Consider the following 20,679-nt stretch of genomic DNA (forward strand, 5'->3'; position numbering starts at 1 on the left):
CCGTGAAATTTTGCTACGCTGCTCGCAGTTGCAAAAAACCGTTCCTGTCGGCATTAGGTCCCTTCGCGCAATTTTGCAGGCATCGCGCGCGGTGCCGATTGATCCTGTTCCTGACCGATCCGTGCTTTGGGCGGGCGGTCGGTGGGCATGAAGGAGGACGCTTCGCCAATGGGACGCACGCCGCCCCACGCTACGGGTCTTTACGATCCGCGTAACGAGCACGATGCCTGCGGCGTCGGCATGGTCGCCCATATCAAGGGCAGGAAGAGCCACGCCATCGTCACGCAAGCGCTTGAAATACTTGCAAATCTGGACCACCGCGGCGCGGTAGGCGCGGACCCTTTGCTGGGCGACGGCGCAGGCATTCTGCTGCAGATTCCCGATCCGCTGTTCCGCAAATGGGCGCAGAGCGAAGGCAAGGAACTGCCCGCACCGGGCGATTACGCGGTCGCCATGTGTTTCCTACCACCTGCGGATCAAGCGTTTGATTTCGTCACCGAACAGCTCGAACGCTTCGCCGAGAAGGAAGGCCAGCGTGTGATCGGCTGGCGCGACGTTCCGACAACGCTCGACGGACTGGGCGAAGCCGTGATCGAATCGATGCCGCGCATCCGCCAGTGCGTGATCGCGCGCGGCCCCAATTGCCCCGATCAGGACGCCTTCGAACGCAAGCTGGTGGTGATCCGCAAGCAGACGCTCAATCCGCTGAAGGCACTGGAAGAAAAGCATGGAATTGAAGGCCTTAGCCAGGCCTATATACCCAGCTTCTCCAGCCGCACGGTCGTTTACAAGGGCCTGCTGCTGGCAAATCAGGTGGGCAGTTTCTACGACGACCTGCGTGATCCGGACTGCGTTTCGGCGCTCGGCCTCGTCCACCAGCGCTTCTCGACGAATACCTTCCCGAGTTGGCGCCTGGCGCATCCCTACAGATTCATGGCCCATAATGGCGAGATAAACACCGTTCGCGGCAACGTGAACTGGATGGAAGCGCGCCGCCGGACGATGGAAAGCGAACTGCTCGGCGCAGATCTCGACAAGATGTGGCCGCTGATCCCGCACGGGCAATCCGACACCGCGTGCCTCGACAATGCGCTCGAGCTGCTGGTGACGGGCGGATACAGCCTGGCCCATTCGATGATGATGCTGATGCCGGAAGCCTGGGCGAAGAACCCGCTGATGGATCCCGCGCGCCGCGCTTTCTACGAATACCATGCCGCCCTGATGGAGCCATGGGATGGCCCGGCTGCCGTGTGCTTTACTGATGGCCGCCAGATCGGCGCCTGTCTCGATCGCAACGGCCTGCGCCCCGCACGCTGGTGCACGACCAAGGACGATCTCGTCGTCCTCGCATCGGAAAGCGGCGTGCTGCCGTTCAGGGACGAGGACATCACGCGCAAGTGGCGTCTCCAGCCGGGACGCATGCTGCTGATCGATCTGGAAGAAGGGCGCATCGTCGAGGACGAGGAGCTCAAGACCCAGCTCTCCAATGCCGAACCTTACGAGGAATGGCTGGAAGCGGCACAATACAAGCTCAAGGATCTCGATCACATCGAGCCGGATCTGAGCGAGATCGCGAGCACCGACACCAGCCTGCTCGAATGCCAGCAGGCATTCGGGTACACGCAGGAAGACATCGGCCGCTTCCTTGAGCCCATGGCGCGCGGCGGCGAGGACCCGATCGGTTCGATGGGAACCGACACCCCGATCGCCGTGCTGTCGGACCGCAGCCGCCTGCTGTACGATTATTTCAAGCAGAACTTCGCCCAGGTCACCAACCCGCCGATCGATCCGATCCGCGAGGAGCTGGTGATGAGCCTGCTGTCGATGATCGGCCCGCGCCCCAATTTGCTGGGCCGCGACGCCGGCACGCACAAGCGCCTGGAAGTCAGCCAGCCGATCCTGACCAACGAAGGCCTGGCCAAGGTCCGTTCGGTGGAAGTCGCGCTGGACGGCGCGTTCCGGACCGCCACGATCGATATCACCTGGGATGCAAGCACGGGCGCCGACGGGCTTGCCATGGCGCTGAAGGAAATGTGCTGGGCTGCGACCGAGGCCGTACTGGGCGATGCCAACATCCTGATCCTGTCGGATCGCGGGCAGGGCCCCGACCGTATTCCCATGCCCGCACTGCTCGCGACGTCGGCAGTGCATCACCAGTTGGTGCGGCAGGGGCTGCGCATGCAGACCGGTCTGGTCATCGAGACCGGCGAAGCGCGCGAAGTGCACCATTTCTGCGCGCTGGCAGGTTACGGCGCGGAAGGCATCAACCCCTATCTGGCGTTCGAAACGCTCGAGACCCTGCGCGAAAAGCGGTTCCCCGAACTCGACGCGGATCAGGTCCGCCAGAATTACGTCAAAGCCGTCGGCAAGGGGATCATGAAGGTCATGTCCAAGATGGGCATCTCGACCTACCAGTCCTATTGCGGGGCGCAGATCTTCGATGCAGTCGGGCTGAATTCCGAATTCGTCGATGCCTATTTCAACGGCACGGCCACCACGATCGAAGGCATCGGCCTGAAAGAAGTGGCCGAAGAAGCCGTGCTGCGCCACGCGCAGGCTTATGGCGACAGCCCGCTCTACAAGGGTATGCTGGATGTCGGCGGTATCTACCAATATCGCCTGCGCGGCGAAGCGCATGCCTGGACGCCGCAATCGGTCGCGCAATTGCAGCACGCGGTACGCGGCAACGATCCGAAGAATTACCAGGAGTTCGCCGCGGCGATCAACGAGCAGTCCGAACGGCTGCTGACGATCCGCGGACTGATGGAACTGAAGCCTGCCGAACAGCCCATCGACATCGACGAGGTCGAACCGGCGGTCGAGATCGTCAAGCGCTTCAGCACGGGCGCGATGAGCTTCGGTTCGATCAGCCACGAAGCGCATTCGACGCTGGCCATCGCCATGAACCGGCTGGGCGGGCGTTCGAACACGGGCGAAGGCGGCGAGGAACCGGAACGCTTCCGCCCGATGGACAATGGCGATTCGATGCGCAGCCGGATCAAGCAGGTCGCCAGCGGTCGGTTCGGCGTGACCACCGAATATCTTGTCAATTCCGACGATATCCAGATCAAGATGGCGCAGGGTGCAAAGCCCGGCGAAGGTGGGCAGCTGCCCGGACACAAGGTGGACAAGCGTATCGGCGCGGTGCGGCATGCGACGCCGGGTGTGGGCCTCATTTCGCCCCCGCCGCATCACGACATCTATTCGATCGAGGATCTTGCCCAGCTGATCCACGACCTGAAGAACGTCCAGCCCAAGAGCCGTATTTCGGTCAAGCTGGTGTCCGAAGTCGGAGTGGGCACGGTCGCCGCGGGCGTATCGAAGTCCAAGGCCGACCATATCACCATTTCGGGATATGAAGGCGGCACCGGGGCGAGCCCGCTGACGTCGCTGACGCATGCCGGATCGCCATGGGAAATCGGCCTTGCCGAAACCCAGCAGACGCTGCTGCTCAACGATCTGCGCAGCCGCATCGCGGTGCAGGTCGATGGCGGCCTGCGCACGGGCCGGGACGTGGCCATCGGTGCGCTGCTGGGCGCGGATGAATTCGGCTTTGCCACCGCCCCGCTGATCGCGGCCGGGTGCATCATGATGCGCAAATGCCATCTCAACACCTGCCCGGTCGGCGTGGCGACACAGGACCCGGTGCTGCGCAAGCGGTTCACCGGTACGCCCGAACACGTCATCAATTACTTCTTCTTCGTGGCGGAAGAACTGCGCACCATCATGGCCGAAATGGGCTTCCGTACGATCGAAGAGATGATCGGCCGGGTCGACAGGCTCGACATGCGCCGGGTGGAACGCCACTGGAAGGCGCATGGCGTCGACCTGAAGCGCATCCTCCACGCAGTGCCGCTGGAAGAGGGCCAGTCCCTCCACCATACCGAAACGCAGGATCACGGCCTTGCCGCGGCAATGGATGTGGAACTGATCAAGGCCTGCACGCCCGCCATCGAAAGCGGGCAGGCCGTCCAGCTTACCCGCACGATCCGCAATGTGAACCGCACCGTGGGCGCCATGCTGTCGGGCCGGATCGCGGAGGTGCATGGCCATTCGGGCCTGCAGCCCGACACCATCCGCATCGACTTTACCGGCGTTGCCGGACAGAGCTTCGGTGCGTGGCTGGCCCACGGCGTGACCGTAAGCCTGACCGGCGATGCCAACGACTATGTCGGCAAGGGCCTGTCGGGCGGGCGCATCATCGTTCGCCAGCCCGAAGAGGCCCCGCGCGCGCCGGGCGAAAACATCATCGTGGGCAATACGGTGCTGTACGGCGCGATCGCCGGTGAAGCCTATTTCCACGGCGTGGCGGGCGAACGCTTTGCCGTGCGCAATTCGGGCGCGGTCGCCGTCGTCGAAGGCACGGGCGACCATGGCTGCGAATATATGACCGGCGGCGTGGTCTGTGTGCTGGGCCCCACCGGCCGCAATTTCGCCGCCGGGATGAGCGGCGGCATAGCCTATGTCTACGACCCGGAGCGCCGGTTCGAAAAGCTGTGCAATCTGGCGCAGGTCGATGTGCTGGATGTCCAGCCGGGCGATGGCGAAGGCGCCGACAAGAGCTGGGGCAGGCCGCAGCAGCGCGGCGTTTCGGTCGAGAATTTCGGCATGGGCGATCCGCTCTACCACGACGCGGAGCGCGTAAAGGTGCTGGTCGAACGCCATCTGCTGCACACCGGATCGGCCCGCGCCAAGGGCTTGCTGGATGACTGGGCGAACGAGCTCAAGAATTTCCGCAAGGTGATGCCGCGCGACTATGCCCGGGCGCTGAAGGCGCTCGAGGAAGAACGCGAACAGGCCGCGATGGAAGCTGCGGAATGATCATGCATGCCTCGCCATTCCCGCATGGGCGGACATCCAGCCGTTACGGGTGCGGCGCGGCCTTGGGTCCCTGCCTTCGCGGGGATTGCGGATTTAGTTTAGGGTTTGATTGAATGGGCAAGGAAACAGGTTTCCTCGAATTCGACCGCGAGGATCGCACCTATCGCGATCCCGAAGAACGGCTGACGCACTACAAGGAGTTCGTCGTTCCGCTGTCGGAGAAACAACTGCGGAACCAGGCGGCGCGCTGCATGAACTGCGGCATCCCCTATTGTCACAACGGCTGCCCGGTGAACAACATCATCCCGGACTGGAACCATCTGGTCTACGAGGACGACTGGAAGAATGCGCTCGAAGTGCTGCATTCCACCAACAACTTCCCCGAATTCACCGGCCGCGTCTGCCCCGCCCCGTGCGAGGCGGCCTGCACGCTCAACATCGTCGACAGCCCGGTGACCATCAAGTCGATCGAATGCGCGATCATCGACCGCGGGTTCCAGGAAGGCTGGGTCAAACCCGAAGTGCCCGAAAAACGCACCGGCAAATCGGTGGCGGTCATCGGCAGCGGCCCGGCAGGGCTTGCCTGCGCGCAGCAACTGGCGCGCGCCGGCCATGCCGTGACCGTGTTCGAGAAGTCCGACCGCATCGGCGGGCTGCTTCGCTACGGCATTCCCGACTTCAAGATGGAAAAGCACCTGATCAACCGCCGGGCGGTGCAGATGGAGGCCGAGGGCGTCCAGTTCCGCACATCGAGCGAAGTGGGCGTGGAAGTCAGCTTTCAGGCCCTGCAGGAGAATTTCGACGCGGTCGTGCTGGCGGGCGGCGCGGAAGAAGCGCGCATGCTGGACATTCCCGGATCTGAACTGAACGGCGTGCGGCTGGCGATGGAATTCCTGACCCAGCAGAACAAGCGCAACGCGGGCGACGAGGAAGTGCGCGCCGCACCGCGCGGCTCGCTCACCGCGACCGGCAAGCACGTGATCGTGATCGGCGGCGGCGATACCGGCAGCGATTGCGTGGGCACCAGCAACAGGCAGGGCGCCGCCAGCGTCACGCAGCTGGAAATCATGCCAAAACCCCCAGAGAAGGAAGACAAGGCGCTGACCTGGCCCGACTGGCCGCTGAAGCTGCGCACATCGTCCAGCCACGAAGAGGGGGTCGATCGTGACTGGGCCGTCCTGACCAAGCGTGTCACCGAAGAAAACGGCGATGTCGCCGGGCTCGAATGCGTGCGCGTCGAATGGAAAGACGGCAGGATGCAGGAAGTGGAAGGCAGCACCTTCACGCTGAAGGCCGATCTCATCCTGCTGGCCATGGGCTTTACCGGGCCGAAGCGCCGCGGGCTGCTCGACCGGGCAGGAGTGGATCTGGACGGGCGCGGAAATGTGGCGGCGGATACCGAATGGTATCTCACCAGCGAGGCGAATGTGTTTTCCTGCGGCGACATGCGGCGCGGGCAGAGCCTCGTCGTGTGGGCGATCCGCGAAGGGCGCCAGTGCGCGCGCGCCGTCGATCTCGCCCTGATGGGGGCGAGCGAACTACCCCGCTGACAGGAGCGACAGCCATGGCCTTCACCCCCTTCGATCTGACCGGCAAGGTGGCGGTGGTGACCGGCGGCAATGGCGGGATCGGGCTGGGCATGGCCGAAGGGCTTGCCGGGGCGGGCGCGGATGTCGTCATCTGGGGCCGCAAGGCGGATAAGAACGCCGCCGCCCTCGAACAGCTGAAAGCCTATGGCACGCGGATAGAAGCGCTGTCGGTCGACGTATCGGACGAGGCGGCCGTGGTGGACGCGATGGCGGAAAGCCTTTCGCGGATGGGCCGGATCGACACCTGCATCGCCAATGCGGGCGTGGGCGGCAGCGCCCCGCTGATTGAGCAGACGACCGAGCAATGGCGCAAGGTGACCACGGTCAATCTCGACGCGGTATTCTGGACGCTGCGCGAAGCATCGCGGCACATGGTCGAACGCGCGGAACGGGGTGACAAGGGCGGTTCGTTGCTGGTGACATCCAGCGTATCGGCGATCCACGGCGCCCCGCAGAACCAGGCCTATGCCGCTACCAAGGCCGGCGTGCTGGCGATGGTGCGCGGCACGGCGGTGGAGCTTGCCCGGCACGGCATTCGCGCCAATGCCGTGCTGCCCGGCTGGATCGCCACCGACATGACCGAACGCCTGCAGAACTGGGATGCCTTCAACGAAAAGGCCATCGGCCGGGTGCCCATGCGGCGCTGGGGCGAAGGCGAGGACTTTGCCGGCATCGCGGTCTATTTCGCCAGCGATGCCAGCCGGTTCCACACCGGCGATTCGGTAGTGATCGACGGCGGCTACACGATCTTCTGAGCTACAGCGGCCTTAGCCGGCGGCTGGTATTCGAATGCTGCCGGACTGTGTGGATCTTGCCTGCACGGTCGCGTTCGAAGACCACCTCCTCGCGCTCTTCGCCGCTGGGCGAGATGACCCGAAAGCGATCGCCGCCCAGGGGTTTCAGGCGCGACATCTTGTCCGCCGGTGCCCCGGCATCGGGATCGATCCAGGTGAGCCCGCCGGCCCATGGCACGAACATGAATTCGCCCGACCACGGCTGCCCGTCATAGACGCCCGCGAATTCGGCCAGATCGACTCCCTCGACCGCATCGAACGGTTTGGCTTCGCCGCGCGCCTTGATCAGCGCCGCGATCCCTTCGGCGAGGCGCCCGGGATCGTCCATCGCATTCATGGCGATGGCCACGCCCATCTCTTCGGCCGGCGCCAGCATCAGCATGCTGCGATAGCCGGGGCAACTGCCGCCATGCCCGACCACGGTGGTGCCGCCGATATTGCGCACGGCAAAGCCAAGGCCCCAGTTGGTCTCCCAATCGGGCGACACGTAATGCACCCGCTCCATCTCGCGCAGGGTCGAGGGCCGCAGGACTTCGCGCTGCCCCGTCCGGGCAAGGCGGAACGTCCAGCTGGCGAATTTGGCGAGGTCTGCCACGCTGGCGCTGAAACCTGCCGCAGGCGCGATGCCCGCCGGATTGAACAGCTTCAGTTCCGGACGTGTGCCATCCGCCTCCAGAGCGCCCCAGCCCACGGCCATCTGCTTGCCATAGAGTTCCGCCGGAATACCGGGACGCGTATCGCTCAGGCCGAGAGGCTCGATGATGTTCGCGGTCACATAGTCCGCATAGGGTCGGCCGCTTACCGCTTCGACCGTCTCGCCGACAAGCGTCAGGCCGAGATTCGAATATTGCCAGGTTGTCGATGCAGGATAGAGCGGTGATTGGCTGCCGATGGTCGCGCGAACCTGCTCCTGCGAGGGAAAGGTAAAATCGGGCCCGGTCCAGTAGGGAAAGTCTGCTTCGCGCGGCAGGCCTGCCGAATGGGTCAACGCCCCGCGCAAGGTGATCGGCACGCTTTCACGCGGATCGTCCGCCAGCCTCGCCCACGGCAGATATTGCGTAATCGGCGCGTCGAGCGCGACCTTGCCCTGTTCCCATTGCTGCATCAGCGCGACGGCAGTGAACAGTTTGGATATCGAGCAGATCGAATAAATCGTCTCGGGTGTAGCGGGCTTGTCCTGCCTGCGATCGGTCGCGCCGAACCCCTTCGCCCACACCGTCCGGTCGCCCAGAGCCACAGCGGCGGAGATCGCAGGAATGTTACGGTATCGGCGCTGTCCTTCGATCCATAATTCGCTGGCGCGCATGGCTTCGGCCAGCGCGGCTGCCTTGGCAGCATCCATCTGCGCAGCGGGTTCGGTCTGCACGGCGGGCGCCTTGTCGGTCTGCGCCCCCGCAGGTATCGCCATGCCCAGCACCGCCAGCGCAGTGCTCGCCCTGAATATCGCTTGCTTCATCGTTCCCCCTGCCATCCCACCGATCATCCTACACGTGCCGGCGACTGGCAAGCGATTACAACGCCCAGTCGATCGCCTCGCGGCCATGGTCTGAAAGAAAGGCATTGGTCCTGCTGAACGGCTTCGAGCCGAAAAACCCGCGATGCGCCGATAGAGGGCTGGGGTGCGGGCTCTCGATCACGCAGTGCGGCCCTTCGCGCAGGCCGGCGATCCGCTTTGCCTTCGCCTGCGCATGGCTGCCCCAGAGAATGAACACGCTCGGTTCATCGCGGGCCGCAACTGCTGCAACGCAGGCGTCGGTGATAGCGTCCCATCCTCGCTTGGCGTGGCTGCCGGCCTTGGCCGCCTCGACCGTCAGGGTGTTATTAAGCAGCAGCACGCCCTGCCGCGCCCATTTGCTCAGATCGCCATGATCGGCGCGCGCCACACCAAGGTCCGCTTCCAGTTCCTTGTAGATGCTTACAAGGCTCGACGGGATCTTCACCCCTTCGGGGACGGAAAAGCACAGCCCCATGGCCTGACCCGGACCATGATAGGGATCCTGCCCCAGGATCACGACCTTCACCTCGTCCAGCGGCGTCAGTTCGAGCGCTTTCAACCGGCAGCCGCGCGGCGGGTAGATCTGTTTGCCCGCCTGTTCTTCTGCGACCAGAAACCCACCCAGTTGCCGCGCCTCTGCGGTCGCCAGGACCGGTTCCAGTACGGGTTGCCAGCTTTCGGGGATCGGTTCGCTTGCCATGACAGATGGACTAGGCCGATCCGCCTTTGCTCGCCAGCACCCCTTCCCACCAATCCCCAATCGGCCTAAGGCCGCGCACATGGCAGTGCATTTCCACGAAGAAGACCTCCCCGCAGGCGTACTCGCCGACGGCCCCGTTGCCGTCGATACCGAAACCATGGGTCTGGTCACGATCCGCGACCGGCTTTGCGTCGTCCAGATCAGCGACGGCAAGGGCGACGAGCACCTTATCCGGTTCGGCCCCGACAGCAGTTACGATGCGCCGAACCTGAAAGCCGTGCTGGCCGATCCGGCCCGTCTGAAGCTGTTTCATTACGCCCGCTTCGACCTGGCCGCGATCGAGCATTACCTCGGCGTCATGGCGACGCCCTGCTATTGCACCAAGATCGCCAGCAAGCTCATCCGTACCTATACCGACCGCCACGGACTGAAGATGCTGGTCGAGGAACTGCTCGGCGAAAACATCTCCAAGGCCCAGCAGTCGAGCGACTGGGGCGGCCCGGTGCTGAACGATGCGCAGCGTGAATACGCCGCGAGCGATGTTCGCTATCTTCACCGGATGAAGGAAGAACTCGACCGTCGGCTGGAACGCGAAGGGCGCACCGAGATGGCACAGGCCTGCTTCGATTTCCTTCCCACACGCGCGCGGCTGGACGTGGCAGGCTGGGCCGACCACGACATCTTCAGCCATATGTAAGGATAGGCCGGTCAGGCATAACCCATGGTATCGCGGCACCGCAGGATAGAAACGCAGGAAGCGAAAGCGCGCCGCAGCGAGCGCCAGCACTGGGCCGAGCCCGGTGGCTCGCACGATCGCATGGTTGCTTTCCTGTCGCGCGCTCTGCCCATGGGCGTTGGGGTGCTGGCGGCGCTGATGGTGATCACGCCGCTCAGTCCGCGCGGTGAAGTCAGCTTCCTGCTCGATCGGAACAAGGTGGCCGTCATCAACGAGCGGCTGCGCGTCGACAATGCGCTTTATCGCGGTGCCGACAACAAGAACCGTCCCTTCTCTCTGACAGCGGGCGAAGCGGTCCAGCGCTCCAGCGCCGAAGGCATCGTGCGCATGAACGATGTCGTGGCGCGTCTGCTGCTCGACGAAGGTCCCGCAAGGCTGGTCGCGCAGGGCGGGCAATATAGTATCGACAACGAAATCGTCGCAGTACGCGGGCCGTTGCGCCTGACGGCGGCCGACGGCTACCGCATGGTCGCACGCGGCGTATCGCTCGACCTTGCGAACAAGCAGCTCGTCGGTTCGGGCGGGGTCGACGGCGCCATACCCGCCGGCACCTTCAGCGCCGACCGCCTGAACGCCGATCTTTCGGCACGCACCATTACCCTGACAGGCAATGCGCGCTTGCGCATGGAACCCGGAAAGCTGAGGATGCCCTGATGAAGCCGTTGCTCCCCACCATCGCCCGCTGGGGCATCGGGTCTTTTGCCGTCACGGCGGCCGCCTTTGCCGGCATTCAGCTTTCGGCGCAGGCGATTGCCGGGCACAATTCCAATGCGCCGGTCAGCTATGCGGCCGATCGCATCGAACTGCAGGACCGGCAGAACCGCGTCGTCCTGTCGGGCAATGTGAAGATCACGCAGGCTGGTCTCAATCTCGATGCGGCGCGCACCATCGTCAATTATACCGATGCCGGTTCGCTGAAAATCCAGCGCATCATGGCTACAGGCGGCGTCCAGGTGACCCGCGGGAACGAGCGCGCGCGCGGCGACACCGCGGTTTATGATTTCAACCGCCGGATCATCACCATGGCGGGCAATGTCCGCCTTAATCGCGGCGGCGATACGCTGAACGGCGGACGGCTGGTCATCGATCTGGCGACCGGCGTGTCGAGCGTTGATGGCCGTGCCAGCGGATCGTCCTCGGTCACCGGCCAGGGCCAGTCGGGCGGCCGCGTCACAGGCACGTTCTCGGTCCCCGAAAACTGATACCTGCCGCTTAGCGGGTCCGCGCCGTCGCCACCCTGGCGATGTCGGCCAGGCCCTGCGCCAGCAGCAGTTCGGCCGCCTGGCTGTTGGTCAGCAGTTCGCGGTGCAGGGAGACGAGCCGCCGGGTCAGCCGGTCCAGCTTGTCGCCGTGCCGCCACAGCGCCAGTTGCTGCCCGATCTCGCGCTTTTCCTTGAAGAAGATGCCGAGCCGCGCCTCTTCGCCCCGATCCAGATCGCCAAACCCGCGCGAGCCGAGTGCTGCGGCGATCCGCGCCAGCTGCGCCGCACGCCGCTCAAAGGCCAGCAGCACGCCCACCGGATTGAGGCCGAGCTGCTTCATCCGCCCCAGTTCGATCCCGAGCTTGGCGGCCTGCCCCCCCATCACGACATTGACGAGCGAGGCAAAACCATCGTCTTCGCTCGATGCGCCGATGGCATCGAGATCGTCCGCGGTGGCCGTCTGCGGACTTTGCGCGCTGGCATCCAGATAAAGAGCCAGCTTGTCGACCTCGCTCTTGGCCAGTCGGATGTCGAGATTGGCGGCTCGCGCGATCCGTTCCGCCAGATCGCCGCCCAGCCGCACGCCCGCCCCATCCGCCAATGCGCGCACGCTGCGGGTGACGGAGGGCAGATCGGGCGGATAGAACATGGCCACCAGCGCATCCCTGCGCTTTTCGAGCAGCTTGGCGGTGCGCGATTTGTCGGTGGCGGACGTGGCCACGACAATCACCGGACAGGCCTCGCCCGCCCCAGCATCGCTGGTTTCGATCAGCACTTTCAGCGCCTCTGCCGCCTCGTCTCCGTTGGCGCGAATCCAGATGTGACGCTTGTCGCCGAAGAGCGAATTGGTACGCGCTTCATCGCCCAGTTTGGCCGGATCGTTCTTTACCTCGCCGCCGGACATCTCCAACCGCTCGCCCGGTTCGGGAAGCCAGGTGACCAGATCGTTGGCAGCAGCTGTCGCCCCGGCTTCGTCCTGGCCGCAAAAGAAGAAAATCGAACAGCCCTGTGCGGCCGAACGCCCCTTCGCCGCGAAATCGCGGTTCGTCAGCTTCACCGCTGGTTGCGAAGCGCCAGCGCGACGCGCGTCACGATCCGCTGGGCAAGGTCCTGCGAGAGATTTTCAAGCGCCGTCTGTTCGGCGGCGATGACGGCATATTCGCTCGACACCACGTCGATGCCGGCATCCGACCCGTCGGTCGCATCGAGGACGATCTCGCCCGTCGAAAGGTCGGTCAGCTGATAGCGTGCGCGCAAAGTGCGGCGTTCACGGCTGATCGTATCGTCGCGCAGGATCGCCAACCCTTCGAGCCGGTCGTCCAGGCGGATATCGATGCGGTAGCGCGGCGCGGGATTACCCGCTGCGGCAAAGCGTTCTTCCAGCGCACTGCGCACCAGCCAGCCCGCGCGCCCTTCAATCGGCGCCACTTCGATCGCGGCGAGCGATTGCGCCACCGCACCGCTGCCGCCGCCCGCATACATGGGCGAAAGGCCGCAGGCCGACAGTGTGGCGAGGGCGAGGCTGGCGAGGAGGATACGCATCAGGTGACGATATTCACCAATCTGTCGGGGACCACAATGACCTTGCGCACTTCTGCCCCGTCGAGCGAGCGCTGGACCTTCTCGCTGGCGAGCGCCATGGCTTCGAGATCTTCCTTCGAAGCACCCTTGGGTGCGGTCAGCGTATCGCGCAGCTTGCCCTTGTGCTGGACGGCGATGGTGACTTCATCGTCGACCAGAAGCGTTGGATCGACCGTCGGCCAATCCGCATCGGCGACCAGACCCGTTTCGCCCAGCGTGGCCCAGGCTTCTTCGGCCAGATGGGGCATCATGGGTGCCACAAGCTGGACCAGCGTGCGGATCGCGGCCGAGCGGCTGGCGGAAGGCTGTGCCTTTTCCACCGCGCCGGTCAGTTCGTAAATCCGCGCCACCGCCTTGTTGAAGCCGAGCGATTCGATATCGCCAGCGACCGCCTGAACGGTCTTGTGCACATGTCGATCAAGCGTTTGATCGGTGCCCTGAACACCTGCATCGAACGCACCGAACAGGCGCCATAGGCGATGGACGAAACGGCTGCAGCCTTCGATCCCGGCTTCGGACCATGGCAGGTCGCGTTCGGGGGGGCTGTCGGACAGCATGAACCAGCGCACGGCATCTGCGCCATAGGTGTCGACGATGGTGTCGGGGTCGACCACGTTCTTCTTCGACTTCGACATCTTGATGACACGGCCGATCTCGACCTCGCCGCCATCGTCCTTCAGCAGCGCGCGTTCGGCTTCGCGGCTGATTTCGTCGGGCGCGTAATAGACGGTCTTGCCGCCCGTCTTGCGGCTGTAGGTCTCATGCGTGACCATGCCCTGCGTGAACAGCGAAGCGAAGGGTTCCTTCACGTCGATCTGTCCCATGTGGGCCAGCGCGCGGGTCCAGAAGCGGGCGTAGAGCAGGTGCAGGATCGCATGCTCGATGCCGCCGATATATTGTTCGACCGGCAGCCACTTGGCGATCTCGTCCTTGTCGAAGGGCTTGTCCGCGGGCTGGCTGGCGAAGCGCAGGAAATACCAGGACGAATCGACGAAAGTGTCGAGCGTGTCTGTCTCCCGCTCCGCCTTACCGCCGCATTTGGGGCAGTCGACATGCTTCCATGTCGGATGGCGCAGCAGCGGGTTGCCCGGTGTCTGGAAATCGACATCCTCGGGCAGGGTGATCGGCAGGCTGTCCTTGGGCGCGGGCACCACGCCGCATGTGTCGCAATGGATGAAGGGGATCGGCGTGCCCCAGTACCGCTGGCGCGATACGCCCCAGTCGCGCAGGCGCCACACGGTCTTGCCCTGGCCGCAGCCTTGCTGTTCGATCCGCGCGATGATTTCGCGTTTGCCATCTTCGACCGCCATCCCGTCGAGAAAGTCGGAATTGACGAGCACGCCCTCGCCCGCCTCGGCCTCGCCCTCGAAGGGCCTGCCGGCATCTTCGGAGCTGGCAGCAACCACGCGCGGGATCGGCAGGCCATACTTGGTCGCGAATTCGAAGTCGCGCTGGTCGTGGCCCGGCACCGCCATGATCGCGCCAGTGCCGTAATCCATCAGCACGAAGTTCGCGATATAGACCGGCAGGTCTGCGCCGGTGAACGGATGCTTCGCAGTAATGCCCGTGTCGAAACCCAGCTTTTCGGCGGTTTCCAGTTCGGCGGCGGTCGTGCCGCCCTTCTTGCACAGGGCGATGAATTCGCGTGCCTCGTCGCTGTCCAGCGACTGCGCAACCGGATGATCGGCTGCCACGGCGACGAAGCTGGCGCCGAAGATCGTGTCGGGCCGCGTCGTATAGACCGGCAGTTTCTCGCCGTTCGACAGGTCGAAGCTGAATTCCAGCCCCTTGCTCTTGCCGATCCAGTTTTCCTGCATCAGCCGGACCTTGTCGGGCCAGTTTTCGAGGCCGTCCAACCCTTCGAGCAGTTCTTCGGCAAAGTCGGTGATCTTGAGGAACCACTGCGCCAGCTTGCGCTTCTCGACCTCGGCGCCGCTGCGCCAGCCCTTGCCGTCGATCACCTGTTCGTTGGCCAGCACGGTCATGTCGACCGGGTCCCAGTTGACCTCGCTTTCCTTGCGATAGACGAGACCCGCTTCGTAGAGGTCGATGAACAGCGCCTGCTCGTGGCCGTAATATTCCGGCTCGCAGGTTGCCAGCTCGCGGCTCCAGTCGAGCGCGAAGCCCAGCCGCTTCAGCTGCGCTTTCATGTGTTCGATATTGGCGCGGGTCCAGCCGCCCGGGTGGACGCCCTTTTCCATCGCCGCGTTTTCGGCCGGCATGCCGAAGGCGTCCCAGCCCATCGGGTGCAGCACTTCGTGCCCGATCGCCTTCTTGTAGCGCGCCAGCACGTCGCCCATCGTGTAATTGCGCACGTGGCCGATGTGGATGCGCCCCGAAGGATAGGGGAACATCTCGAGCACGTAGCTCTTGGGCTTTGCCGAATTGCTATCGGCGCGGAAGGTCTGCGCCTGGTCCCACGCATTTTGCCAGCGCACATCGGCGCTGGCCGGATCGAAACGGGTATCGCTGCTCATAGGCAGCCGCGTTTACGGATTTTGCCGGCTATTGGAAGGCGCTTTTCAGGCCAGCGCCCGCCAATGCCTGCGCAGGTCAGCCCATCGCTTCGCGGCGCAGTTCGCGGGCCTTCGTCAGGATGACGTCTTCCAGCTTCTGCACGGTTGCCGCCTGTACCGGCGCATCGACCCATGTCCCGCCCTGATTGACCTGGCGGCTTGCTGCAACGCGCAGGGCATCGGCGCGCAGATCCGAATCGAGGATGGTGACGGTCATCTTCACCCGTTCGCCCGGATTGCTGGGGTTCGCATACCAGTCGGTCACGATCACGCCGCCATTGCTGTCGGCCTGCAGCAGCGGTGCGAAGCTGACCGCATCGAGCGCGGCGCGCCAGAGATAGGAGTTCACGCCGATGGTGGTGACCTGTGAGGCTGCGACGTCGGCCCGCGGCCGTTCGCGCCCGCCACCGCATGCCGCGAGGCCAAACGTGGCTGCGATCGCAACGGCGAAGGTTGCGGGGCGGCGGATGTTTGCGAAAGCGCTCATGTCGGTCCTTGGTATCCTGCAGGTTTCTTGGCTCTATAATGCCTGCACGCCTCGGAGCAAGGCAAACGGGCCAGCGGCCCACACAGTCTCCAGCGCGTGAATATGGCCTTAATTCATTGCCCGGGAACAAGTTAGGGTTCGCGTGCTTGTGGAAACTGGGCAACACTTTCTGTCAATTACCACCAGGCTTTGTGGAAAAGCTGGCCAAGGCATGGGCGAGTGGTAGGATGTTTGCCGGAGTAGAGGGAATCGCCTGCGCCTTTAATGCAGGAGTCAGGGACCGTTCAGCGGATTTCTGGCTTACTGGTGCAGCAACATAGGAAAAGAAATTCGGTGGCACATTCGGTCAAAAACCAGAGCAAGGCGCGGTTCGTACCCGCGGCGCTGGTTGCTGCCGGTCTGGCCCTTTCCATTCCCGCTGCCGGCCTTGCCGTCGTTCAGACCAGTGCTGCCGCGGAACTTCCCGAAGACATCGCCTACCTGCCCTTCACCCCGGCCAAGATCGATCCGCAGCTTGCTGCGCGCGTCGCTGCCGTGATGGGGGAAAAGGGCCTTCGCTTCACCCCGGCCAGCAAGCCGGGACTGAGCAAGGACCGCACCGTCACCGTGGCCGTCCGGGTGGACGATGCAACGGCCCGCGCGATTTCGATCCGCAGCGGCATCGATTCGGTCGGTACCGCCGGTAACCGCGAACGCGTTCTTGCGGTCAACCCGACCAGTTACAACCTCGGCGTCGCCCGCGGTTACCAGAGCTTCTCGCAGCCCACGCAGCCCAAGACCGTTTCGGTCGGCCTGCGCGACATGGGCATGCCCGATCTGGCCGCCTTTGCACCGGACAAGAGCGAGAAGGCCGACAAGCCGAGTCGCTTCAATTCGCGCGTCGCGATCAACCGGGAAGACAGCGGCACCCGTTCGCTGCGCACGCCCGACGGCCTGCCCGGCCAGAGCGTGGATCTCAGCACATCCTATCGCGTGATCGGCAACGTCAACGTGACGGCCGGCGTTCGCCTGTCGAAGGATAACAACCGCCTTGCCCCGCTGACCGATGGGGTCGAAGACGATCAGGCCGTTTACGTCGGCACCCGCGTCAACTTCTAGGCACTACCGGAAAATACGTCTGCATCCTCGCCCGTCTGGGCGAAAGGACTTGGCGCGTCGTGCATCCCTCGCTTAAGTCGTGGCAACGCTACGGAAAGCTTGGGAGAAAGATCATGACACGTGTGGCCATCGTTACCGGGGGCACGCGCGGAATCGGCCGCGCCATCTGCGAACGCCTGCGCGACGAGCGCGAATTCACCGTCATCGCGAATTATGCGGGCAATGACGATGCGGCGCGCAAGTTCACCGATGAAACCGGCATTGCAACGATCAAGTTCGACGTCGGCGATTTCCACGCGGTGCAGGATGCCTGCGGCAAGGTGGCAGAAGAACATGGCCCGATCGACGTCGTCGTCAACAATGCCGGCATCACCCGTGACGGCACGCTGTTGAAGATGAGCTACGAAGACTGGGACGCCGTGATGCGGACCAATCTGGGCGGCTGTTTCAACCTCGCCAAGGCGACCTTTTCCGGCATGAAGGAACGCGGTTGGGGCCGGATCGTCAACATCGGTTCGATCAACGGGCAGGCGGGCCAGTATGGCCAGGTCAATTATGCCGCCGCGAAGAGCGGCATCCATGGCTTCACCAAAGCACTGGCGCAGGAAGGCGCGCGTTTCGGCATCACCGTCAACGCCATCGCCCCGGGCTATATCGACACCGACATGGTCGCCGCCGTGCCCGAACCGGTGCTGGAAAAGATCGTCGCCAAGATCCCGGTCGGCCGGCTGGGCAAGGCGAGCGAAATCGCCCGCGGCGTCAGCTTCCTGTGTTCCGACCATGCCGAATTCGTCACCGGTTCGACCATGAGCATCAACGGTGGCCAGCACATGTATTGAGCGGCGGGAGGGCGGACCGCGAAAGGCATCCGCCCTCTCCCATCACGACACGTAAATGCCTGCGACTTTCCACGCGCCATCCTCGCGCACCAGCGAGATCGTTTCGACCACGCCTGTGCGATTGGCAAAATCCGTCCGGAACTTCACGATGGTGATGCCCTGCGGCGACGGCACATCGTCCTGCCCGATATAGTCGCGCGACAGCGCCTTCCCGAGGCCGGACTGGACCTTTTCCGCCGTATCGCTCCAGAGCTTCAGCGTGTTGGCCTTGCGAAACGAGGATGCTGTGGCGGCATAGCTCGCCTCCCAGTCCCCCGCATCGAGCAACGCAAGCCAGGCCCGCGCGGCGCTTTCGACCTCGGTATCGCTGGGTAACGATTGGGTTGCCCCGCCCGCATTGTCGTTCTGGACGATCGCGGGGACAAGAAACAGTGCGGCTGCGGCAAGGGTAAGCATGATGACAACTCCTGCAAGGATCGGACGGCGGGCGGACATGCCTGCCGTTGCCCCGCGATCGTCATCGCTTTGCCAGCTGCCGACATCCCCCAAATCTCTGGATACAGGTTTTTCGGGGGCCAGCCCTTCGCGTTCCAGTACCAGCCGGGCCGCCTCGCGGCTGCTGGTGACTTCCAGCTTGCGGCGCGCGGCGCGCAGGCGTTCGTTGATCGTATGAACCGACAGCGCCAGTTCGCTCGCCGCGGATTTCGCATCGTGCCCGCGGACCATCAGGCGCAGGGTCTGCTTTTCCTTGTCGGTGAGTTCGTCATAGCCGTCAGCCATGCCTGAAACCTAGGCGCGGCACGGTTCACCGCACACCCCAAAAAAATCGTATCGGGCCCGGCCCCGGCGATGTAAGGGGCCGCCGCTTATGGAAATGCCCCCGTACCATCCGCCGAAAAAATACTCCGTCCGGATCGACGGCCATCGCACGTCGATCAGTCTCGAGCCTATGTTCTGGGAGATGCTGACCGCAGCGGCTGCCGCGCGCAGCCAGTCGATCAACGCGCTGGTCGCCCAGATCGATGCCGAGCGTATCCGCGCCGCGACGCCGCCGGGCCTTGCCGGGGCAATCCGCATCTGGCTCGTTACCCATGAAAGGGGCGGCTGGATCGCTCCAACCGCCCCTTAGGACTCTCGTCCTCTCCAACTGGAGCAAACGGGTCAGTAATTGGCCGGCGGATCGCTGGCGGGGAAGCTCTGGTCGCTTTCCTCGTCAGCCTGCGTCCATTTGCGGCCCGAACTGTCGCGCATGGATTCCGGACCAGCGTCGCGCACCGAGGCGTTGCCCTGATTGCCGGAAAAGGCCGGCTGCGACTTGTTCTTTTCGTAATAGCGATAACCGGCATATCCGAGCCCGCCGAGGGTCAAAAGCTTGAGTAGCATGACAAAACTCCTTTGTTGCTGACCCAACGCCCGTCATCGCGGAAAGGTCCGCACCCGCTGCCTCAATCGTCGCCAACCCGTTCGATATCCGCGCCGACAAGCTGGAGCTTCTCTTCCAGCCGCTCGTAACCGCGGTCGAGGTGGTAGAGCCGGCGCACCGTGGTCTCGCCTTCTGCGGCAAGCCCCGCAATCACCAGGCTCATCGAGGCGCGCAGATCGGTCGCCATGACTTCGGCGCCGGTGAGGTTCACCGGCCCGCGCACGATTGCCGTGCGGCCTTCGGTTTCGATGTCCGCCCCCATGCGCGCCAGTTCGGGCACATGCATGAAGCGGTTCTCGAAAATCGTTTCCTTCAGCACGCTGGTGCCTTCGGCCCGGGTCAGCAGGCTCATCAGCTGCGCCTGCATGTCGGTGGCAAGGCCGGGGAATGGCGCGGTGGTGAGGTTGTGCGCCTTCAGCGGCCCACTGGCGCGCACATCGATACCCTTCTTGTCGCTCTCGATCTCGACGCCAATATTGCGCAGCGCGTGGAGGGTGGAACCCATGTCTTCCGCTTCCGCGCCTTCCAGCCGTACCTCGCCGCCGGTGATCGCCGCGGCGCAGGCATAGGAGCCTGCCTCGATCCGGTCCGGCATCACGCGATAGGTCGCACCGTGCAGCCGCTTGGCGCCGTGAATCGTCAGTTCGGACGTGCCGATACCTTCGATCTCCGCACCCATGGCGGTAAGCAGCCGGCACAGGTCGACGATTTCCGGTTCGCGCGCGGCATTGATCAGCCTGCTGGTGCCGTTGCACAGCACCGCCGCCATCAGCGCATTTTCCGTCGCGCCGACCGACACGATGGGGAAATCGAAATCGCCGCCGGGCAGGCCGCCGTCGGGCGCGCTCGCCTTCACGTAACCCTGCGCCAGTTCGATATGCGCGCCGAAGGCCTCCAGCGCCTTCAGATGCAGATCGATCGGGCGGTTGCCGATCGCGCAGCCGCCGGGCAGCGACACGGTCGCCTCGCCCATGCGCGCCAGCATAGGGCCCAGCACGAGGATGGAGGCGCGCATCTTGCGCACCAGTTCGTATGGCGCGACGGTGCCGGTCAGCCGCGTCGCTTCCAGCGTGACCACGCGGCCGAAATCTTCCGGTCGCTGGCCCTGGATCGTGTGCGCCACGCCGAACTGGCCCATCAGGTGCTGGAACCCGTCGATATCGGCCAGCCGCGGGAGATTGCGCAGCGTCACCGGCTCTTCGGTCAGCAGCGCGCAGGGAATCAGGGTGAGCGCGGCATTCTTCGCGCCCGAAATCGGGATGGTACCGGAAAGGCGATTGCCGCCGCGAATGATCAGTTTGTCCATGCCGCTTCCTTAGAGAAGGCAGCGCCGCTGGCAAGCGTCACGCCGCTGTCGCATCACGGCAGCGGGGCAGGAGCGCGCATGGCGCATAACCT

The 20,679-nt window shown here is 64.2% G+C and carries 18 protein-coding genes; 9 read left to right on the forward strand and 9 right to left on the reverse strand.

Annotation, left to right across the window (positions count from 1 at the left end):
• Window positions 1-168 precede the first annotated feature (168 nt).
• From gltB to AC13F2_RS07000, 3 genes are all read left to right on the forward strand, one after another.
• Window positions 169-4,821, forward strand: coding sequence for a glutamate synthase large subunit (gene gltB / locus AC13F2_RS06990; protein ID WP_482964737.1), 4,653 nt, complete (start codon window positions 169-171; stop codon window positions 4,819-4,821).
• Between the two features lie 113 nt (window positions 4,822-4,934).
• Window positions 4,935-6,371: a glutamate synthase subunit beta gene (locus AC13F2_RS06995; RefSeq protein WP_103023963.1), complete on the forward strand. Its 1,437-nt coding sequence runs from the start codon at window positions 4,935-4,937 to the stop codon at window positions 6,369-6,371.
• Window positions 6,372-6,385: 14 nt separating this feature from the next.
• Window positions 6,386-7,165 (forward strand): SDR family NAD(P)-dependent oxidoreductase, encoded by a 780-nt coding sequence (locus AC13F2_RS07000; RefSeq protein ID WP_221596580.1) that lies wholly within the window; start codon window positions 6,386-6,388, stop codon window positions 7,163-7,165.
• Window position 7,166: 1 nt separating this feature from the next.
• Here the strand turns inward: AC13F2_RS07000 and AC13F2_RS07005 are convergent, their stop codons facing one another.
• On the reverse strand, window positions 7,167-8,660 hold the full coding sequence (locus AC13F2_RS07005) for a serine hydrolase domain-containing protein (RefSeq protein WP_482964738.1): 1,494 nt from the start codon (window positions 8,658-8,660) through the stop codon (window positions 7,167-7,169).
• A 55-nt stretch (window positions 8,661-8,715) separates the two neighbouring features.
• Window positions 8,716-9,399 (reverse strand): uracil-DNA glycosylase, encoded by a 684-nt coding sequence (gene ung, locus AC13F2_RS07010; protein WP_482964739.1) that lies wholly within the window; start codon window positions 9,397-9,399, stop codon window positions 8,716-8,718.
• A gap of 79 nt (window positions 9,400-9,478) precedes the next feature.
• On the opposite strand from ung, the gene AC13F2_RS07015 reads away from it, so the two are divergent.
• Genes AC13F2_RS07015 through AC13F2_RS07025 form a run of 3 tightly spaced genes read left to right on the forward strand, consistent with a single transcriptional unit; the run spans window position 9,479 to window position 11,337 of the window.
• Complete coding sequence (locus tag AC13F2_RS07015; RefSeq protein WP_482964740.1) at window positions 9,479-10,096, forward strand: ribonuclease D; 618 nt, start codon at window positions 9,479-9,481, stop codon at window positions 10,094-10,096.
• A 24-nt stretch (window positions 10,097-10,120) separates the two neighbouring features.
• On the forward strand, window positions 10,121-10,789 hold the full coding sequence (locus AC13F2_RS07020) for an LPS export ABC transporter periplasmic protein LptC (protein ID WP_103023958.1): 669 nt from the start codon (window positions 10,121-10,123) through the stop codon (window positions 10,787-10,789).
• On the forward strand, window positions 10,789-11,337 hold the full coding sequence (locus AC13F2_RS07025) for an LptA/OstA family protein (RefSeq protein WP_103023957.1): 549 nt from the start codon (window positions 10,789-10,791) through the stop codon (window positions 11,335-11,337). The genes AC13F2_RS07020 and AC13F2_RS07025 overlap by 1 nt, the downstream gene beginning before the upstream one ends.
• A gap of 10 nt (window positions 11,338-11,347) precedes the next feature.
• Here the strand turns inward: AC13F2_RS07025 and holA are convergent, their stop codons facing one another.
• From holA to AC13F2_RS07045, 4 genes are all read right to left on the reverse strand, one after another.
• The gene (gene holA, locus AC13F2_RS07030) at window positions 11,348-12,394 is read right to left on the reverse strand and encodes a DNA polymerase III subunit delta (protein WP_103023956.1); all 1,047 of its coding nucleotides are present in this window, start codon (window positions 12,392-12,394) and stop codon (window positions 11,348-11,350) included.
• Entirely contained in the window at window positions 12,391-12,879 is a 489-nt protein-coding gene (gene lptE, locus AC13F2_RS07035) for an LPS assembly lipoprotein LptE (protein WP_103023955.1), read from the reverse strand. The genes holA and lptE overlap by 4 nt, the downstream gene beginning before the upstream one ends.
• Window positions 12,879-15,395, reverse strand: coding sequence for a leucine--tRNA ligase (leuS, locus tag AC13F2_RS07040; RefSeq protein ID WP_482964741.1), 2,517 nt, complete (start codon window positions 15,393-15,395; stop codon window positions 12,879-12,881). The genes lptE and leuS overlap by 1 nt, the downstream gene beginning before the upstream one ends.
• A 76-nt stretch (window positions 15,396-15,471) precedes the next feature.
• A complete protein-coding gene (locus tag AC13F2_RS07045; protein ID WP_301643217.1) occupies window positions 15,472-15,921 on the reverse strand; it encodes a DUF3576 domain-containing protein in 450 nt (149 codons plus the stop codon).
• A gap of 333 nt (window positions 15,922-16,254) precedes the next feature.
• Between AC13F2_RS07045 and AC13F2_RS07050 the strand changes: the two genes are divergently transcribed.
• Together AC13F2_RS07050 and phbB are read left to right on the forward strand one after the other, a co-directional pair.
• Window positions 16,255-17,019, forward strand: a complete 765-nt coding sequence (locus AC13F2_RS07050; RefSeq protein ID WP_301643216.1) for a hypothetical protein — start codon at window positions 16,255-16,257, stop codon at window positions 17,017-17,019.
• A 113-nt stretch (window positions 17,020-17,132) separates the two neighbouring features.
• On the forward strand, window positions 17,133-17,858 hold the full coding sequence (phbB, locus tag AC13F2_RS07055; RefSeq protein ID WP_482964742.1) for an acetoacetyl-CoA reductase: 726 nt from the start codon (window positions 17,133-17,135) through the stop codon (window positions 17,856-17,858).
• Window positions 17,859-17,900: 42 nt separating this feature from the next.
• Here the strand turns inward: phbB and AC13F2_RS07060 are convergent, their stop codons facing one another.
• Entirely contained in the window at window positions 17,901-18,638 is a 738-nt protein-coding gene (locus AC13F2_RS07060) for a DUF4019 domain-containing protein (RefSeq protein WP_482964743.1), read from the reverse strand.
• Window positions 18,639-18,726: 88 nt separating this feature from the next.
• On the opposite strand from AC13F2_RS07060, the gene AC13F2_RS07065 reads away from it, so the two are divergent.
• Window positions 18,727-18,987, forward strand: coding sequence for a ribbon-helix-helix domain-containing protein (locus AC13F2_RS07065; RefSeq protein ID WP_369828438.1), 261 nt, complete (start codon window positions 18,727-18,729; stop codon window positions 18,985-18,987).
• A gap of 32 nt (window positions 18,988-19,019) precedes the next feature.
• Here the strand turns inward: AC13F2_RS07065 and AC13F2_RS07070 are convergent, their stop codons facing one another.
• Window positions 19,020-19,241, reverse strand: coding sequence for a hypothetical protein (locus AC13F2_RS07070; RefSeq protein WP_103023950.1), 222 nt, complete (start codon window positions 19,239-19,241; stop codon window positions 19,020-19,022).
• Window positions 19,242-19,303: 62 nt separating this feature from the next.
• The gene (gene murA, locus AC13F2_RS07075; RefSeq protein WP_196847150.1) at window positions 19,304-20,587 is read right to left on the reverse strand and encodes a UDP-N-acetylglucosamine 1-carboxyvinyltransferase; all 1,284 of its coding nucleotides are present in this window, start codon (window positions 20,585-20,587) and stop codon (window positions 19,304-19,306) included.
• Between the last annotated feature and the right edge of the window lie 92 nt (window positions 20,588-20,679).

This window comes from Qipengyuania sp. L-5Y, assembly GCF_056859455.1.

What these genes read in the sequence shown, in the direction of transcription:
- gltB (WP_482964737.1), top strand. Translation starts at nt 169, where the DNA reads ATGGGACGCACGCCGCCCCACGCTACGGGTCTTTACGATCCGCGTAAC.
- AC13F2_RS06995 (WP_103023963.1), top strand. Translation starts at nt 4,935, where the DNA reads ATGGGCAAGGAAACAGGTTTCCTCGAATTCGACCGCGAGGATCGCACC.
- AC13F2_RS07000 (WP_221596580.1), top strand. Translation starts at nt 6,386, where the DNA reads ATGGCCTTCACCCCCTTCGATCTGACCGGCAAGGTGGCGGTGGTGACC.
- AC13F2_RS07005 (WP_482964738.1), bottom strand. Translation starts at nt 8,660, where the DNA reads ATGAAGCAAGCGATATTCAGGGCGAGCACTGCGCTGGCGGTGCTGGGC.
- ung (WP_482964739.1), bottom strand. Translation starts at nt 9,399, where the DNA reads ATGGCAAGCGAACCGATCCCCGAAAGCTGGCAACCCGTACTGGAACCG.
- AC13F2_RS07015 (WP_482964740.1), top strand. Translation starts at nt 9,479, where the DNA reads ATGGCAGTGCATTTCCACGAAGAAGACCTCCCCGCAGGCGTACTCGCC.
- AC13F2_RS07020 (WP_103023958.1), top strand. Translation starts at nt 10,121, where the DNA reads ATGGTATCGCGGCACCGCAGGATAGAAACGCAGGAAGCGAAAGCGCGC.
- AC13F2_RS07025 (WP_103023957.1), top strand. Translation starts at nt 10,789, where the DNA reads ATGAAGCCGTTGCTCCCCACCATCGCCCGCTGGGGCATCGGGTCTTTT.
- lptE (WP_103023955.1), bottom strand. Translation starts at nt 12,879, where the DNA reads ATGCGTATCCTCCTCGCCAGCCTCGCCCTCGCCACACTGTCGGCCTGC.
- leuS (WP_482964741.1), bottom strand. Translation starts at nt 15,395, where the DNA reads ATGAGCAGCGATACCCGTTTCGATCCGGCCAGCGCCGATGTGCGCTGG.
- AC13F2_RS07045 (WP_301643217.1), bottom strand. Translation starts at nt 15,921, where the DNA reads ATGAGCGCTTTCGCAAACATCCGCCGCCCCGCAACCTTCGCCGTTGCG.
- phbB (WP_482964742.1), top strand. Translation starts at nt 17,133, where the DNA reads ATGACACGTGTGGCCATCGTTACCGGGGGCACGCGCGGAATCGGCCGC.
- AC13F2_RS07060 (WP_482964743.1), bottom strand. Translation starts at nt 18,638, where the DNA reads ATGGCTGACGGCTATGACGAACTCACCGACAAGGAAAAGCAGACCCTG.
- AC13F2_RS07065 (WP_369828438.1), top strand. Translation starts at nt 18,727, where the DNA reads ATGGAAATGCCCCCGTACCATCCGCCGAAAAAATACTCCGTCCGGATC.
- AC13F2_RS07070 (WP_103023950.1), bottom strand. Translation starts at nt 19,241, where the DNA reads ATGCTACTCAAGCTTTTGACCCTCGGCGGGCTCGGATATGCCGGTTAT.
- murA (WP_196847150.1), bottom strand. Translation starts at nt 20,587, where the DNA reads ATGGACAAACTGATCATTCGCGGCGGCAATCGCCTTTCCGGTACCATC.